Source organism: Vibrio sp. D401a, from assembly GCF_030248515.1.
Lineage (GTDB): Bacteria > Pseudomonadota > Gammaproteobacteria > Enterobacterales > Vibrionaceae > Vibrio > Vibrio rotiferianus.
Genome location: NZ_JAHGAI010000012.1, coordinates 227,184 through 243,180, shown reverse-complemented (window position 1 = coordinate 243,180; position 15,997 = coordinate 227,184). Strand labels below are relative to the sequence as shown.

At 45.8% G+C, this 15,997-nt stretch carries 11 protein-coding genes; 3 read left to right on the top strand and 8 right to left on the bottom strand.

Annotated elements, in window-relative coordinates; genetic code table 11:
- Window positions 1–313 precede the first annotated feature (313 nt).
- The 4 genes from KIV41_RS07895 to KIV41_RS07880 all read right to left on the bottom strand — a co-directional run bounded on the left by KIV41_RS07895 (window position 314) and on the right by KIV41_RS07880 (window position 6,052).
- Window positions 314–1,438, bottom strand: a complete 1,125-nt coding sequence (locus KIV41_RS07895; RefSeq protein WP_285336057.1) for a lipocalin-like domain-containing protein — start codon at window positions 1,436–1,438, stop codon at window positions 314–316.
- Entirely contained in the window at window positions 1,438–3,891 is a 2,454-nt protein-coding gene (locus KIV41_RS07890) for an ABC transporter permease (RefSeq protein ID WP_038886157.1), read from the bottom strand. Before KIV41_RS07890 ends, KIV41_RS07895 begins: the two co-directional genes overlap by 1 nt.
- Window positions 3,872–4,543: an ABC transporter ATP-binding protein gene (locus tag KIV41_RS07885; RefSeq protein WP_010448552.1), complete on the bottom strand. Its 672-nt coding sequence runs from the start codon at window positions 4,541–4,543 to the stop codon at window positions 3,872–3,874. The genes KIV41_RS07890 and KIV41_RS07885 overlap by 20 nt, the downstream gene beginning before the upstream one ends.
- A 132-nt stretch (window positions 4,544–4,675) precedes the next feature.
- A complete protein-coding gene (locus tag KIV41_RS07880; RefSeq protein ID WP_252040796.1) occupies window positions 4,676–6,052 on the bottom strand; it encodes an MATE family efflux transporter in 1,377 nt (458 codons plus the stop codon).
- Window positions 6,053–6,146: 94 nt separating this feature from the next.
- On the opposite strand from KIV41_RS07880, the gene KIV41_RS07875 reads away from it, so the two are divergent.
- On the top strand, window positions 6,147–7,607 hold the full coding sequence (locus KIV41_RS07875) for a DUF2867 domain-containing protein (protein ID WP_285336023.1): 1,461 nt from the start codon (window positions 6,147–6,149) through the stop codon (window positions 7,605–7,607).
- Here KIV41_RS07875 and KIV41_RS07870 read toward each other — a convergent pair.
- A complete protein-coding gene (locus tag KIV41_RS07870; RefSeq protein WP_285336022.1) occupies window positions 7,604–8,665 on the bottom strand; it encodes a LacI family DNA-binding transcriptional regulator in 1,062 nt (353 codons plus the stop codon). The genes KIV41_RS07875 and KIV41_RS07870 overlap by 4 nt on opposite strands.
- A gap of 232 nt (window positions 8,666–8,897) precedes the next feature.
- Between KIV41_RS07870 and KIV41_RS07865 the strand changes: the two genes are divergently transcribed.
- Together KIV41_RS07865 and KIV41_RS07860 are read left to right on the top strand one after the other, a co-directional pair.
- Window positions 8,898–11,000: an alpha-galactosidase gene (locus KIV41_RS07865; protein ID WP_285336021.1), complete on the top strand. Its 2,103-nt coding sequence runs from the start codon at window positions 8,898–8,900 to the stop codon at window positions 10,998–11,000.
- 133 nt (window positions 11,001–11,133) lie between these two features.
- A complete protein-coding gene (locus KIV41_RS07860) occupies window positions 11,134–12,855 on the top strand; it encodes a solute:sodium symporter family transporter (RefSeq protein WP_005438848.1) in 1,722 nt (573 codons plus the stop codon).
- Window positions 12,856–12,923: 68 nt separating this feature from the next.
- Here KIV41_RS07860 and KIV41_RS07855 read toward each other — a convergent pair whose 3' ends face one another.
- The 3 genes from KIV41_RS07855 to rsuA form a co-directional block, all read right to left on the bottom strand.
- The gene (locus KIV41_RS07855; RefSeq protein WP_171053654.1) at window positions 12,924–13,586 is read right to left on the bottom strand and encodes a DUF2913 family protein; all 663 of its coding nucleotides are present in this window, start codon (window positions 13,584–13,586) and stop codon (window positions 12,924–12,926) included.
- On the bottom strand, window positions 13,586–14,788 hold the full coding sequence (locus tag KIV41_RS07850) for a Bcr/CflA family multidrug efflux MFS transporter (protein WP_285336019.1): 1,203 nt from the start codon (window positions 14,786–14,788) through the stop codon (window positions 13,586–13,588). Before KIV41_RS07850 ends, KIV41_RS07855 begins: the two co-directional genes overlap by 1 nt.
- 467 nt (window positions 14,789–15,255) lie before the next feature.
- Entirely contained in the window at window positions 15,256–15,957 is a 702-nt protein-coding gene (gene rsuA, locus KIV41_RS07845; RefSeq protein ID WP_252040803.1) for a 16S rRNA pseudouridine(516) synthase RsuA, read from the bottom strand.
- Between the last annotated feature and the right edge of the window lie 40 nt (window positions 15,958–15,997).

Here is a 15,997-nt window from a genome sequence, read left to right as displayed (position 1 = left end):
TTTATTATCTTAATAAACGATTAACAAAGAATGATTAGAGTGTATAGCTATCGAAAACTTAGGAATAATCGCTTGTTCAGAGTATAAACCTCGAAATTTCCGAAGTTAACTATACGATACATCGTATTTTTCTTAAGTATGCTCTTCAGTTATTACTTCCATGCCTGCGTGATATCCAAACTTGTTATTCCATAGATTACTATTAACTTAGTTAAATATCGTAGTCATTTTCGTGATTCGCAAGCTGTTTCTTGATGAAAACTAGGTGTTTCTGACACAAAAAAACCACCATATAGGTGGTTTTTTTCAGAATCTAGTACCCTGTCAACTGCATAAATCCCCAAGCTTCATTAGAACCAGAGGCGAGAGTTGGCCCCTCCCAGTAGGGAATCACAAATGGCAACCACATATCTGACTTTGTAATCCTTGTGGTCAAGTTAATATCATACTTAGGCACGTTGATAATCCATTGTAGTGGTAAACGCCGACCGTTTGATAGTCCTGTGACCTGAAGAGGTGTAATGGTAAAGTCGTTCTCCGTCAAATTGATCACTTTTCCGGATCGAGTAGACAACGTACCAAATAAATGCGGTAACTGCCCATTATGACGATAACGGCTTACGGTTAATGCCCTACCATCATCCAAGTTGAAAATGAACCAATCCCAACCTTGCTGCCCATCTCCAATTAAGCCACTTCCCCACTCTTTTTGAGTCCATGCGTCACCGGAGACAGCCACGTCTTTGCCATTAAGCTTCAGTGTTCCTTTTACATTTAAATACGGTGCACTAAAGCTAAACGAGGCAACTGATTGCAGCGCATGCTTAACTTGAAACCCTCGTTCACCATTAAGCACAAAAGGCCCACTTGTCGTGGTATTTAACTCAAGGCCAAATGTATCTGTCGACACGTCTAGCTTGCCAGGAAAAGGAGTCGCCCCTAAAGAGCGCCAATTCCAGTTGTCAATCCATAGCCGGAACGGGTGGTTAGTCATTCCTGCTTGACCAATTCCACCTCGCGCTACTCGTTGCTCTCGCCAAACCTTATTACCCCGGCTAATAACGATATGTGAAATATAAAGCTGTGGACTTTGCCAGCCTCTCATTTCTCGCTCATCAGTCGCGACTCTAAAGTAACTCCATTGGACATTGTAAACAGTGCCATGCTTATCTTGGAGCCGAGCAAAATAGTTCCACCATTCATGCTGATACTCAGGGTGAAAACGAAAATCTTTAGGAAGTGATACATGCTCGTCAGGTAACACCGGTTCGAAGATCGTTTTGTCTTCTCTCTTGAGCATAGCGTTGAGTTCGTTATCCTCGGTTGCTGTTGCTACTGCCCAGTAGGTCACGTAAACAAAAAAGCCCAATGCGAGTATCGCCGCGACGAACACCAATGCCGTTATAGAGCGAGTGCGATTTTGATTTTGCTCTTTCATCACAATGCATCCCTTAATGACTTCATTGGCGTACTCTTAATCATTCGGATTACTGGCAAAGCACCAGCAACAATAATAGCAATCATCGCCCAACCAATAGTTTGCGCATACTCCCATGGGATTAATTGGAGCTCTAAAGACCAACCAAAAGATTGTTTAATAATGATATCAACGATTAAATGAGCTAAAGCGAGGCCTAACGGTACCGCGATAATGGCTGAGATTGCACCAAAGACAAACAACTGCATTCCTCCAAGCGCAACAAGCTCTTTACCGGATACACCCATACAACGTAATAACGAGAAATGTCGCTGCCTTGACAGCTCACCCGCTAAGGTCGCAAAGAACAAGCCAAACACCGCAATAATCAAAGTAATGTTGCCCAACGTATCGGCAATTGCGAAAGTATGGTCGAAGACTCTCATCGCTTGATTATAAATATTGTTGTTGTCAAAGATTCGGTCTTGAGAAAGACGGAATACATTTTCCAATCGGCGCTTCAGCCCCTCGCTCTTGACGTTATCTTGCAGCAACACTCCTAACGCAACGTTTCCAGTGCCTGCAAACGCATACAGCCAATTACGGTGTGAAACCATTATTTGGTTGTAAGGATTGCCATAATCATAGTAAATACCGACGACTTGCCATCCGCCCCCCAGAGGCTGAGCCATGTCTATATAATCACCAGGACGTATACCTAACTTTAATGCCATGGATTCGCTCACCATCAAACTCTTTGAGTGGTGTAAGTGATACCAATAGTTTGGAACACCCAGTTTTACAGTAAGTGAGTCTAGTTCCCCTTCAGATGACCCCGTACTCACTACTTGCAAGGCACCGCGATCAGTAGGCAAATCTTTTTCCCAACGCCACCATACCGCGTCGACTTCTGGCTGCTCTTGTAGCCATGAGCTCATTCTTGCTGCTGAGTTGTTGGTCGGGTAAATGTAGATGTCCGCTGCAAGTCGTTGGTTTAACCATTTATCAGTAGTATCTCTAAAACTACCAACCATAGTTTCTACGCCAATATTTGCAGCCAATGCCAACATAAATGCCATCGTAGCGACGCCTCTGTAGCTCATGCTCGCAGCTGCATCAGCAAAGAACCATCGCACTCGCACCCAACGCAAAGAATAAGAAAAGCTTTGGAACATGTGCCACATCAAAAATGGCGTAAATAGCGCCACACTAATGAGCATAAGCGCAATGATGGTAAAGCCTGATTCTTGTGTTTTTGGCGCTTGATAAACTGCGACGGCAGCCACGCAGAATGCACATGCAGCTAATGCTTGCCAAGAAAACTCTCTGCCAGCAAATCGCATCAAAGATAAACGAGATGAAAGTCGAATTGGCTGAGATTTAAGTAAACGGACGAGTGGCCATAAACAGGATATCAATGCCCCCACTGAAGCCATCGCCAGACTGTAAAGGCTCGACTCCCACGACCAGCCAATGGTCAAACCAACATTTGCGTCGTAAAGATCGCTCAAACTGGCAGATACCGCAGGAATGAGTTCATTCGCTAGAATCAATCCAAAGAAATTGCCACATGCCCAAGCAACGAGGATGAGGAAGGTTAGTTCAAGAAGTAGTGCTTGGGCTAACTGAATACCATTAACCCCTGTCTGACGCAGAATGCCAACCAGACGTTGGCGTTGGATGAAAGACAGTGACATTGCTTGATAGAAGATGAACAAGCCGACTAAAAATGACAGCATCCCCATGGCTGTCAGATTCATGTGAAATGCTTTAGTTAAAGACTCAAGCTCAGAACGACTGTTACGAACTAAAGTCATTCCATTCGGGAGTATGTTCTTGAGCGCTTGAACTTTCTCCTCTGGCATTTCGCCACAAGCAATCGCTGATAAACCGGAGCTACGTTTGAGCATACGTAACAATGAAATATCCGTGACTAAACGTGTACCCGATAACAGTTGGTCGGTATCAACTTTAATTGGCCCTAATTTACTGCCATCATTCAAGCGAATAAAATCACCTGTTTGCCATTGCATATGCTCAGCAAGGTCTTGACTGACTAGTATCGGGTATGGTGGTTTCATCAGGCTCAGCATTGGTAAATCGCCTAAAGATTTACCTTGGCGCAATGGCAACATCGCGACTGGGTCAATTCCCACGAGCATTAAGCTGAGATCAGATTGTGTATCTAAATGAAGGACATCAAACGGCGCACATTGATTAAAGCCCGCACGACGGAGTTGGATATAAAATCCTTGAGGAATTTTGTTCGCAGAGTGCTTTGTACGAATACGGTAAGGTAACGGGTTAGAAAATAGCTTTTCACCTGTTTCGTAACTTTGCCTAGCATGCTGGTTTATAGAAGTAACACCAACCAAAAGGGACACACCAAGTGTAAGCCCAAGCCAAACCAAGATAATTTGTAGAGGGTAACGGCGGTAGTGACCAAGTAGTGCCTTAACTACGGGCCATAACATGCAGCTGTCCCCCTTGCAGGCGAATTCGACCTTCCATATGTTCAGCAACTTTTTCACTATGCGTTACCAATAGCAGAGTACACTCTAGTTGGCGAGCCAAGGAGGTCAACAAACGCATTACTGCTTCTGCATTACGCTCATCCAAACTCCCCGTTGGTTCATCAGCAAGTAGTAGCTTGGGTTCCATGTACAAGGCTCTAGCAATCGCTGCACGTTGCTGCTGACCACCAGATACTTCTTCAGGGTAACGACCTAAAAGCGGCATGAGGTCTAGGGCTGAAAGAATTTGACGCCACAAACCTTTGTCTTCTGGTAAGCCTTTTAATTGGCGGCAGAAACGGATGTTGTCAGCGATATTCAAGGTAGGAAGTAGATTGAACTGCTGGAAGATATTACCAATATTGTTGCGGCGATATAGCGTACGCAAATGCTCTGGAGCATCATGCATCGCGAAGTTGGGAAAGGTGATCTCACCGGAATCAGCCGTATCAAGGCCAGCGATTAAGTTCAAAAGGGTACTTTTTCCTGAACCGCTTTCGCCCATTAATGCAACCTGCTCACCTTGCTGTAATGTTAATTCTGCCCCTTGTAAAACAGGATGAAATTCGCCCCCGTCTACATAGCCTTTGCATAGGTCTGACAGTTTCAACATTGATTTTGCCGCTCGAATGGTGGTATAGAAATTTGGGTTCCGAATCTACACTAAAATCTTGTTGGTAGGAAGTATTTTGATTCCTCGGTCACACTTTGGATATCTAAATACAACCAATTAGTCACCTAAGCATCATGATTCGATCAAATTTTTCATCCATTTTTTACTGGCCATTCGCATAAGCGATCCAACCCACTTGACGACTTCTTCAGTTAGGAAAAACAAATACACCCATTGAGGCTCCAATCCCAATTTGATCGCAGCAAACGCAGCTAAAGGAATACTAATCAGCCATTGAGCAACAAGATCTTGGTAAAGGCAAAACTTAACATCTCCACCAGCTCGCAATACACCAACAATAGCCATCATAGGGATCGAACGAAGTATTACACCAAATGCTAGGATTAACATAAATTGCTCAGCTAACTTCCTTGTTTCAATAGTTAAAGCACTGAACGCGTCCAATATAAGGTTATTAGTAATCAGAAGCGTGATAGCAACGACAATAGCAATCAATAAGTTAAGAGCTATAGTTGCCCATGCCTGATAGTAAACAGGTTCGAAGTTCTTTGCTCCCAACTGATTCCCGACAAGTACTGCTGCCGCATTAGACATGCCTATCATCATCGCCAACGCTATTGATTCAACGGGTGTCATCACCGAAAGTGCGGCCAAGCCCTGAACACCAGCTTGTCCCATAATGGCATGATAAGCAAAAAGTCCACCGGCCCACGCTAGGAAATTAAACGTCGTAGGTAGAGAGAGCTTAAGAAAGCGTATTATCTTGTCGACCACCAAAATAGCGGCAAGATCACTTAAACCAAATGCAATCGTGTGTTTCTTGCGCCACAAGTAGCCAAACAAAAACGCCACTTCGATTGCACCGCTGATAACCGTAGCAATAGCAGCGCCTTTTATGCCGAGCGCTGGCATACCTAAATGACCAAAGATCAACACCCAGTTCAGGAAAATATTTGAAGCGATGCCAATACCACTAAAGAAGGTACTGGTGCCAGGTTGATGCATAGCACGTAAACCGACAGCCATACTTGCAACACAGGCAACCGCAAACATACTAACCGATGTAATAACTAAGTACTCAGCTCCTAGACTTATTACCTCTCGGGAGTCAGTCGTTAAGCCCATAATAGCTTCGGGAAAAAAGACAAATAGCAAAACCGTAAAGGCAGCAAAAACCATGGAAATGAGCCAAGTTAAAGATGTACTTTGCCTTACCCCCTCTTTATTTCCCGCTCCCCAATACTGTGCGGTGAGCAACGCCCCACCAGTTGTAACACCCACAAGCATAATCGTAGTGACAAATGTGGCACGTGCCGCTACGCCGACAGCTGCAATCTCAGCTTCGCCCAGTTGCCCTAACATTAGAACATCGACCAAACCTCGACTCGAGAACATGATGCTCTGTAGTGTTATTGGTAACGCGATAGCGACTAGACGGCGTAAGAATGCTTTATCAGCATGAGCCATAACTTGAGATAAGAATGTCACGATAAACCACTCACAACTTATTGATAGAAAGGGAAAAGTATTCCATGATTATACCTGTAGGTGATTATTCCACCAGCAAATAAAAGGGCTTTCGATGAAAAAGATTTTGGTACTAGGCGCATCCGGTTATGTTGGCTCACAGCTTATCCCTTTGCTACTTGCTCAAGGACATCACGTCACTGCAGCAGCCCGCCATATTGACTACTTGAGCTCTAGAGTCGAAGCTCACCCAAACCTTGAATTGCTCTATCTTGATCTTGCCGACAGAGAGCTTACCTTGGAAGTGGTCAATAACTTTGATCTGGCCTTTTTCCTCGTGCATGGTATGGCGCAAGGACATGACTTTGTTGAATATGAATTAAGCCTCGCTGAAAACTTCAAGCAAGCACTTGAGCAAAGTCGCATCCAGCACGTTATTTACTTGAGTGCGATTCAACCGCAAACTGGTAACTCTCAACACCTAGCAGCACGTAAAGCGACAGGTAAGATTATTCGCCAAGCAGGTGTGCCCGTTACAGAGCTTCGAGCGGGCGTAATTATTGGCCCAGGGTCTGCTGCGTTCGAGATCATGCGCGACTTCGTCTATAACCTGCCGATTCTGATTGCACCTAAATGGGTAGATTCCAAAGCCAATCCAATTGCCCTACCCAACCTGAATCACTATTTGCTTAAACTGGCAGAAACCAAACCAACAGAGAGTGAAATATATGAAGTTGGTGGTCCAGATACACTAAGTTATCGCGAACAATTTGAAGTCATTTGTAAGATCACCAAGAAGCCTTATCGACTTTGGTCAACACCACTACTGACACCTAAAATGGCATCGTATTGGTTGGCCATCGTGACATCGGTTCCTGCAAATATCGGTAAAGCGTTACTTGCAGGTTTAGAACACGACTACATTGCCGATACCAAAGCCATTCATCAGCGATTCCCACAGCAGCTGATTAGCTACGAACAGTCTGTTAAGGACACGATCGCAACGGAAGGCACTTTTGTACGCAGTAACGTCTGGGGCTTCGAACCTGCCGCACTCAAACGCTGGCAGCCGGGCTATGGGTACTATCCAAAACAAGCGGGAGCGAGCATCAAGACTAAAGCTTCTGCCGAATCACTTTGGAAGGTGGCACAAAAGATCGGGAGCCCTGAAAAAGGCTATTACTTTGCTAACATCCTTTGGCGCACCCGAGAATGGCTCGATATCTTCTTTGGTGGCGGAAAACCCATTCGTGTTTCCCCTCCCGGTCCAGAGCTCAAAGTGGGTGATTTCATTGATTCTTGGAAAGTCATTCGCTGCGAAGAGAACCAGTTCCTCTCGCTATTTTTTGGCATGAAAGGGCCAGGGCTTGGTCGTTTGGAAATCACCATTAAAGATGATGGTGAGGAGCGTGAATTCGATATCACTGCATGGTGGCACCCGCAAGGCTTTCCGGGCTTACTCTACTGGTTTGCGATGATGCCTGCTCACCTGTTCATCTTCAAAGGCATGGTTAAGGCCATAGCGAAAGAAGCAGAAGCACTCGAAAGCCAAAGCAAAGTCCAACCTGACGGTTAAGGCAATAATCGGCGGATATTTTCTAGATGAGCCAGTATTTCTTGCTTGTCATAAAGCGTGTCCGCCTTTGCTGATGTGCTTTGTCGTTCAACCAAGCTGACAGGCAAAACTTCTGACACAACGCCTTGCCCTTTCTCCATCTGGCTCAGTACAAGTTTGACCGCCCTTCGTCCAAGCTCATTGAAATCTTGCTTAACCGTAGTCAGAGGGGGTGAGAAAAACTGGCTATCTTGAATGCCATCGAACCCAACAACAGACACGGTTTTAGGGACATTAATACCAGCCTCCGAAAGCGCGCATAACACGCCAAGCGCCATCTGATCATTCGCCACCAATACAGCATCAAAAGGTACACCCTTTAACACGGCGTCTTTAACTGCGTCATAGCCACTGGCTGCTTGCCAATCCCCCTCATAGTACGCCACTTGCACCAGTTCATGTTGCTGAATCTGTGATTGCCACTCTTGGTAACGAGTCTGAGAAGCGGTGGATGCCTTGGGGCCAGAAATGCACACAAAAGACTCGCGTTTGTGCTCAATCAAATGAGAGACCGCCAAATTTGCCCCAGCTTTATGATCACAACTGAGAGAGTTGACGGGCGTCCCCTCTGGTACATCAATAAAAACCAGCGTGAGCTGACTGAACTGCTCCACTAGATTCTCTGCCATCTCTCTGGTTACCGGAGCGTTGATGATAATGGCATCAACTTGTTGGGCAATAAGCTCTCGGATTGCACTACGGAATTCCTCAATGGAGTTGTCACCTAACACTGCCAGCGCCGTCGCGTAATCCATCTCATGTGCTTGGTTGCGAACGCCATTAGCAATAAGAGCCACACCGTGCAGTGAGATATCCAAAGAGACAATACCGATGATCCGCGACTTCGCTCGGCTCAACATTTGTGCCCCTTTGTTCGGCACATAGCCAAGCTTTTTAATCGCGTCGTTAACTCGTTTTCGTGTTTCTTCTGCGACGTTATCCGCGCCATTAGTTACGCGCGATACGGTTTGCGTAGATACTCCAGCTAACCGTGCAACATCTTTAAACGTGACTGCCACTGCGTTCTCCTATTCTGATTTGCAGTTCACTCTACCAAATTCATTCGAATATTCTCGTGAACAATGTCGTAAAAAACATGAAAAAATGTTCCCGAAAACAGCAGATCTAGCACACAAAACCAAGTTCTAAAACCTGTTCAAAGTCACATTTAAACGGCTATTCAATCGAAATAAAACCAAACAAGCGCATGATTATTTGCAGATTAAATGTTTGCGAAAACAGAGAAACAACATGCAAAAAATTGTTCACTTAAAATCCAAGAATCACAGCATGATCATCAAAGTGGATCGTGTTCCTGAAATCCTTCATTGGGGAGCAAAGATCGCTCAGATCGATCCCGATTTAATGCTCTCAACCGAGCGTCCTATCTCGCAGGCTCGTCTTGATGTCGACGTACCCCTATCACTTTGTCCTGAGCTTGGTAGCGGTCACTTTAATGCGCCTGGGATTGAGGGGCATCGTAACGGCGAAGACTGGGCTCCCGTGTTCACAACCACATCCATTGAGCACGATGACAACAGCGCGACATTTACTCTGCAAGATGACATTGCTGGTCTTGAATTATTGATTGAGCTACAACTGGACTTTAACAGTGATGTGGTACAGAAACGCATCACCGTGAAAAACACGACTGCCGGTGAGTATTGCTTGGGTAAGCTCTCCTCTACCCTGCCACTTCCTAACCATGCAAACGAGCTGATGACGTTCCACGGGCGTTGGTGTCATGAGTTTCAAACTCAGCGTTTGAGCTTTGAGCATGGTGGCTTTATGCAAGAAAACCGCCGCGGTCGCACCTCTCACGAAAACTTCCCAGGTTTGTTCGCGGGCACTAATGGCTTTAGTGAGCAATTGGGGCAAGTTTGGGGCTTCCATCTTGGTTGGAGTGGTAACCACCAACTTCGTGCCGACGTTCGTAGTGACGGTCGTCGCTTTGTTCAAGCAGGTGAACTGCTACTGTCTGGTGAAAAGCGTCTACAAAGCGGTGAAACCTACCAATCACCTTGGCTTTACGCGACATACAGTAACTCGGGTTTGAATGGAATATCAGAGCGATTCCACGAATTTGTTCGTGCCAATATTATTCAATTTCCAAACAACAAACCTCGCCCTGTTCACTTAAACACATGGGAAGGCATCTACTTCGATCATAAACCTGAATACATCATGCAGATGGCAACCGAAGCTGCTGAGATGGGTGTCGAGCGCTTCATCATTGACGATGGTTGGTTCATTGGTCGTGATGGCGAACGCGCAGCGCTTGGTGACTGGTACTTGGATGAGACGAAGTACTCAAATGGTCTAGAGCCTGTCATCGAGCACGTAAACAACAAAGGCATGGAGTTTGGTCTTTGGGTAGAGCCAGAAATGGTCAGCCAAGACTCAAATCTCTATCGCAAACACCCAGATTGGGTATTGAGTCTGCAAGGCTACCACCAACCTTCAGGTCGCTGGCAATACGTATTGGATTTGCAAAACCAAGATTGCTTCAACTACCTGTTTGAGCGTTTGAATGACTTACTGACTCGTTACAACATCAGCTACCTGAAATGGGACATGAACCGTGAATTGGTTCAACCAGGACATCAAGGTAAACCCGCTGTGCATGGTCAAACGAAAGCGCTTTACCGGTTGCTAGACGAGCTTCAAGCAGCACACCCTGCGGTTGAAATTGAGTCTTGCTCTTCGGGTGGCGGTCGTATTGATTTTGAAATCCTTAAACGCACTCACCGTTTCTGGGCTTCTGATTGTAACGATGCGCTGGAACGTCAAGCGATTCAACGTGGTATGAGCTACTTCTTCCCACCTGAAGTCATGGGTGCTCACATTGGTCCTGCAGAGTGTCACTCAACCAATCGTCGCCATGCGATCAACATGCGTGGCGTGACGGCGTTAAGTGGTCACATGGGTGTGGAGCTCGATCCAGTAAAAGAAAGCGCGGAAGAAAAACAAGCGTTTGCTCATTACATTCAACTGCACAAACAGTATCGCGATTTGCTTCATTCTGGACGTACATTCCGCATCGATCCTGCCGATCAAAACCAGAACATCTATGGCGTTGAGAACGGACAAGAAATGCTGATTACGGTGTGTCAGTTGGCCATGCCAAACCATGCACTGCCATCTCCACTTCGCGTCAGTTGTGCGGATGAAAACGCCCGTTACGAAGTCAAGATTGTTGAAATGCCAAAAACCAGCTTCCAGTTGATGAAGCAACGTCCGCAATGGCTAGACAAAACCCTGACGTTAAGTGGCGATAACTTAAAGGAAATTGGGGTGACGCTTCCGATTCTCGATCCAGAATCGGCACTGATTGTACACCTTAAGAAAATTTAAACCTCTACCTGTGCCCTCTAGCGACCGGGTTTCAACTTCGCGTTGTTCCTGATAAAACACTCCTATACGCGCTAGAGGGACACCCTACAACTAACAAGCAAAACTTAATTGCTTAACTTGTTAAGGAAACAAAATGTCTATTACAGTATTACTTTCGTTCTTGCTGTTTACAGGCTTTGTTGTGGTGTTCACTTACAGCAAAGTTAAAAACGATAAAAACACCTCTCAAGACGGCTTCTTCCTTGGTGGACGAAGCTTAACAGGCGGTCTGATTGCCAGCTCTTTGATTCTTACCAACCTGAGTGCCACCAGCTTTGTTGGTATGAGTGCGCAATCCTACACCCACAACATGAGTGTGATGGGCTGGGAAGTGGCCTCTGGCGTCACACTGGTTATCATTGCGCTGCTGCTTGTTCCTCGCTACCTCAAGCAAGGCATCACCACTATTCCAGACTTCTTAGAAAGTCGTTACGACATGTCGGTGAAGAAGTTCGTTACCTTGTTGTTCTTGTGCCAATACGTCATCAACATTCTACCGACCACTCTTTACGCTGGCGCAGTGGTACTGGGCGAAATCTTTGATGTACAAGGTTTACTGGGCATTTCTGAATTCAGCTCTATCGCCCTTATTTCGGCCACTATCGGTTTACTGGGTTTCTTCTACGCGATTTACGGCGGTCTAAAAGCCGTGGTAATAGCAGACACGATCAATGGCGTAGGCTTGATCACCGGCGGTTTGATGATCCCTGTATTTGGTCTGATGGCATTAGGCGGCGGTAACTTTATGGAAGGTTTGGACGTATTGCTGACGGCCGCCCCAGAAAAGCTGCAATCCGTGGGTAAAGAGACCGATCCACTGCCGTTCTCGACCCTGTTCACAGGTCTATTGTTGGTGAACTTGTACTACTGGGGTACTGACCAATCAATTATCCAACGTGCACTTGGGGCGAAGAACCTGAAAGAAGGTCAGAAAGGCGTGATTCTGGCGGGTGCGATTAAAGTTATCTCTCCACTTTTCCTAATCATTCCGGGCATCATTGCGTTCCATATGTTTGGCGCAGATGCGGGCAACCCAGATACGATGTACACACGCTTGGTGAACGAAGTGTTGCCTAAGCCGCTTGTTGGTTTCTTCGTTGCGGTTATGTTCGGCGCAATCCTAAGTACCTTTAACGGTGTCTTGAACAGCTCAACAACCTTGTTTGCTTTGAACGTTTACAAACCACTATTTGGCAAAGACAAATCGGATGAAGAGTTAGTCGGTAAAGGCCGCATCTTCGGCGTTATCATTGCTATCATTTCGGTCTGTATTGCCCCTTTCATCATGTACGCACCAGAAGGCTTGTTCCAATACCTACAAATGGTTGCGGGCTTCTTTAGTGTGCCTATCTTCACTATCGTGTTTGTGGGCTACATTTCAAAACGTGTTCCTGCTATTGCCGCTAAAGTTGCTTTGGTCGTATTTGTTAGCTCTTACGCTGCGATGCAATTGGTCTTTGGTACACCAATCCACTTCCTACACCAATTGGCGATTCTATTCGTCGTGTGTACTGCTCTGATGTTTGCGATTGGTCACTTCATGCCGCGTGATACAGACTACGTAATGCCAGTAAATGAGAATATCGATGTGACGCCATGGTCATTCCGCTTTGAAGCATCAGCGGTAATCATCTACATGGTATTGGGCGCTTACGTGATGTTCTCAGACTTTGGCTTTGTCTCAAGCGATCCGACTATCATGCAAGTGTACGGTTTCTGTGGTCTGGTGTTGATGTTCGGTGTGGTTTCTAACTACTTCATCAAACGCAGAAAGCACAAAGAAGTATCAAAGCTTAATGATATGTACATGCCTTAAGTCGACATAGATCGCACACATAAAAAATCGGAGCACTGGCTCCGATTTTTTATGATGCGATAGACGAATTAGTCAGCTTTAAATGACAGAGGAATCTCTGCCAATTGATTACCTTCATTCGCAGGGAAGATTAGGTATTCGCCGTGGTATTTCACCATCGATTTGTAATCGGTCACCTTATGAACCATGTAGCCTGCTTGCGATGCTTTCTCAACAAACTCCGCATGGTTACCACGAACAAACCAACTCATCGGTTTTACCAATAGTTCACCATCAAAACAGCTTTCACATTGGTCTGCGCACAATGCTAATGAGTTTTGCCCTTCAGTAAAGATTTGTACTTTACCGCAACCAACTAGTTGTTCAGACGTAGACACTTCCCAACCAGCCTGTTCCATAAGATCCAAGAACGCTTCAATGTCAGAATCTTTGATCACTTTAGGTTCTTCACCTTCTGGAAAAAACTGCCCGTAAAAAGCAGAGATGCGTTTGAATATAAACATTAATCCAGCATCATTGCCCTTCGAACGACCTGCTTTTTGCCAACGAGTAAGGTCATCACCCACAGTGCGACCAAAACGTTGTGATTTCAGCGCCTTGGTTACCCAACGAACTAAGTAATGGTTGTTCGCTACTGGCGCATTGGCCAATTTACCTGAGCGGTGCTCTTGGTCTAAATCTGCCAAAGCAGCGTTAACTAAGTTTTGAATTTCTTTGGTGTAATTAGACATTACGCCTTTCTTCCTAAAGTCCAATAAAACAGTGCAGACAGCACTGAACAAGCAAACATAACAACGATCATCGGCCACGCAACGCCACCGGGCATTGCTGCAACAAGCGCACCAATCAATGAACCTGTGCCAAAGCGCAGAGTACCAGCAAGTGAAGATGCAGTGCCTGCCATCGTTGGGTAGCCACTTAGCAGCAGCGCCATCGAGTTACTACCAATCGTAGACAAGGTTCCAATAAACAGCACTACAAATGGCACGATGCCCCACAAACCAAGATCAAGCATCCAACCAGCAAACAGTCCAATACCAGCAATCAACTGGATGGTTAGACCGAAGCGCAGCATAAAATGGGAACCGACCTTTTTCACCATGCGACCATTGAGACTGGTCATGATGATCATTGCCACAATGTTCAAGCCAAATAGGTAACCAAATTGGTCTGGCCGAACACCGTATAAATCGATATATATAAATGAACCCGCAGTCAGGAATGCAAACATGCCTGAGAACGAGAACGCACCTGAGAGCATTAACCCTAACGCTTCAGGGTTAGAACACAGACGTGCATAGTTACGAATCGTGGTTCTGAATCTTAATGGCTGACGGTTTTCTGGTTTCAATGTCTCTGGAATCATCCATAGAACAAGCAAGATCACCACAACCGCGAAGATAGCGAGCACCCAAAAGATTGAACGCCAACCGAACCAGATCGCGAGGTGACCACCAATCATCGGCGCTACCAAAGGCGCAATCGTGATCACCAAGGTGACGAATGACATTGCACGCGCGAAATCTTCACGGTCAAACATATCGCGCACAACCGCTTGGATAATCACAGCCGCGGCAGCGCCGGCGAAACCTTGCGCTGTACGCACATAGGTAAGCGCATCGATACCGTTAGTGGTTGCACTGACTACTGCGGCCAAACCAAAAAAGAGCACACCTAAAATGAGTACAGGTCGGCGACCATAGCTATCCGCTAACGGACCATGAATCAACTGACCTATCGCAAAGCCTGCCGTATAAGCCGTTAACGTAATTTGTACCGCACCTGGGGTTACACCAAGATCTTTCGCGATGGTTGGCATAGCTGGCAGGTACATATCGATAGCAAGTGGCGTCAACGCACCAATTGCACCGAGTACAAGGAATAATAAAAAACTGATTTGTGACTGGGGAGCACTTTGGGCTTTTTCTGTCATTGCCTTACCTCTTGTTGTGTCCTCCCATCAACATTCCACATTGATTGAGATAGATGATTGACGCTTCTCTCACCCTGAATCCGTAACAGTCACGAATTACAGCGCATAGTCTCCTTACTATTGAGAAGATCATAAAAGACGAAAGTATACCAAGATGGTCTTGACTAACTCGACGCTAAAACCTGCATGATCAGTATGCAGAACGACAAAGTAACCGAGCTAAAACGAAGAGGCGGTGACGTGAACACCGTCTGTACTTATCGTCAGTAAGAACCAACAAGAGAAAAGGATTTCTCAGACTAAATACAGTTCTGCCTGCGTTTACGAGCGGCGAATAAGCGTCTTACTCAGACACTAAGACTGATTTGGTAGGAAACACCATTCTGAGTAATTTCTCATCAAAAGACTAGTTCCTATCAGGAATTAAACAATTTCCCAGAACAGTGATTATTTCCAACCAGATTGAGTTATTTCACAACTGATTCAACTTCTTCTTCTGTTAAGAAGCGGTAATCACCCGGCTCAAGTGCGTCATCCAGCACAATGGAACCAATACGCTCACGGTGAAGATGTTCAACTTTGTTACCAAGCGCAGCAAACATACGTTTCACTTGGTGGTATTTGCCTTCCACAATAGTTAGCAACACTTCGTTTTCGGCTTCGTCAACGATCTCAAGATGTGCTGGCAGTGTTGGCTCACGTTCGTTGCGTAGCTCAATACCCTCAGCAAACTTCTCAACGTAATCAGGTTGAATCGCATCCACTAGCCATACTCGGTACGTCTTCTCACATTTGTGTTTTGGTGACGTAATACGGTGAGACCATTGACCATCGTCAGTGATCAACACAAGACCGGTGGTATCGACATCCAAACGACCAGCAAAGTGCAAGTTTTCTACCTTTGGCTCATCCAGTAGAACAAACGCCGTTGGGTTGTGCCCATCTTCATGCGAACATACAAAGTCCGCAGGCTTGTACAACATGATGTAACGAGGACCAGGAGCACCTACTTCGCGCCCTTCCCATTCAACCACACCACCTTCTGGTACTTTGAACGCACCACTCTTTTGTACTTCACCATCAACCGTTATTTCGCCACTTTTGATGATCTTCGTTGCCTGCTTGCGAGTCGCACCCAGTCCATCACACAAATATTTATCTAAACGCATGAATACCTCTAATGTTTAAGGTCGGGTATTATAGCGATCC

What these genes read in the sequence shown, in the direction of transcription:
- KIV41_RS07855 (WP_171053654.1), bottom strand. Translation starts at nt 13,586, where the DNA reads ATGTCTAATTACACCAAAGAAATTCAAAACTTAGTTAACGCTGCTTTG.
- KIV41_RS07875 (WP_285336023.1), top strand. Translation starts at nt 6,147, where the DNA reads ATGAAAAAGATTTTGGTACTAGGCGCATCCGGTTATGTTGGCTCACAG.
- KIV41_RS07865 (WP_285336021.1), top strand. Translation starts at nt 8,898, where the DNA reads ATGCAAAAAATTGTTCACTTAAAATCCAAGAATCACAGCATGATCATC.
- KIV41_RS07850 (WP_285336019.1), bottom strand. Translation starts at nt 14,788, where the DNA reads ATGACAGAAAAAGCCCAAAGTGCTCCCCAGTCACAAATCAGTTTTTTA.
- KIV41_RS07860 (WP_005438848.1), top strand. Translation starts at nt 11,134, where the DNA reads ATGTCTATTACAGTATTACTTTCGTTCTTGCTGTTTACAGGCTTTGTT.
- rsuA (WP_252040803.1), bottom strand. Translation starts at nt 15,957, where the DNA reads ATGCGTTTAGATAAATATTTGTGTGATGGACTGGGTGCGACTCGCAAG.
- KIV41_RS07885 (WP_010448552.1), bottom strand. Translation starts at nt 4,543, where the DNA reads ATGTTGAAACTGTCAGACCTATGCAAAGGCTATGTAGACGGGGGCGAA.
- KIV41_RS07895 (WP_285336057.1), bottom strand. Translation starts at nt 1,438, where the DNA reads ATGAAAGAGCAAAATCAAAATCGCACTCGCTCTATAACGGCATTGGTG.
- KIV41_RS07890 (WP_038886157.1), bottom strand. Translation starts at nt 3,891, where the DNA reads ATGTTATGGCCCGTAGTTAAGGCACTACTTGGTCACTACCGCCGTTAC.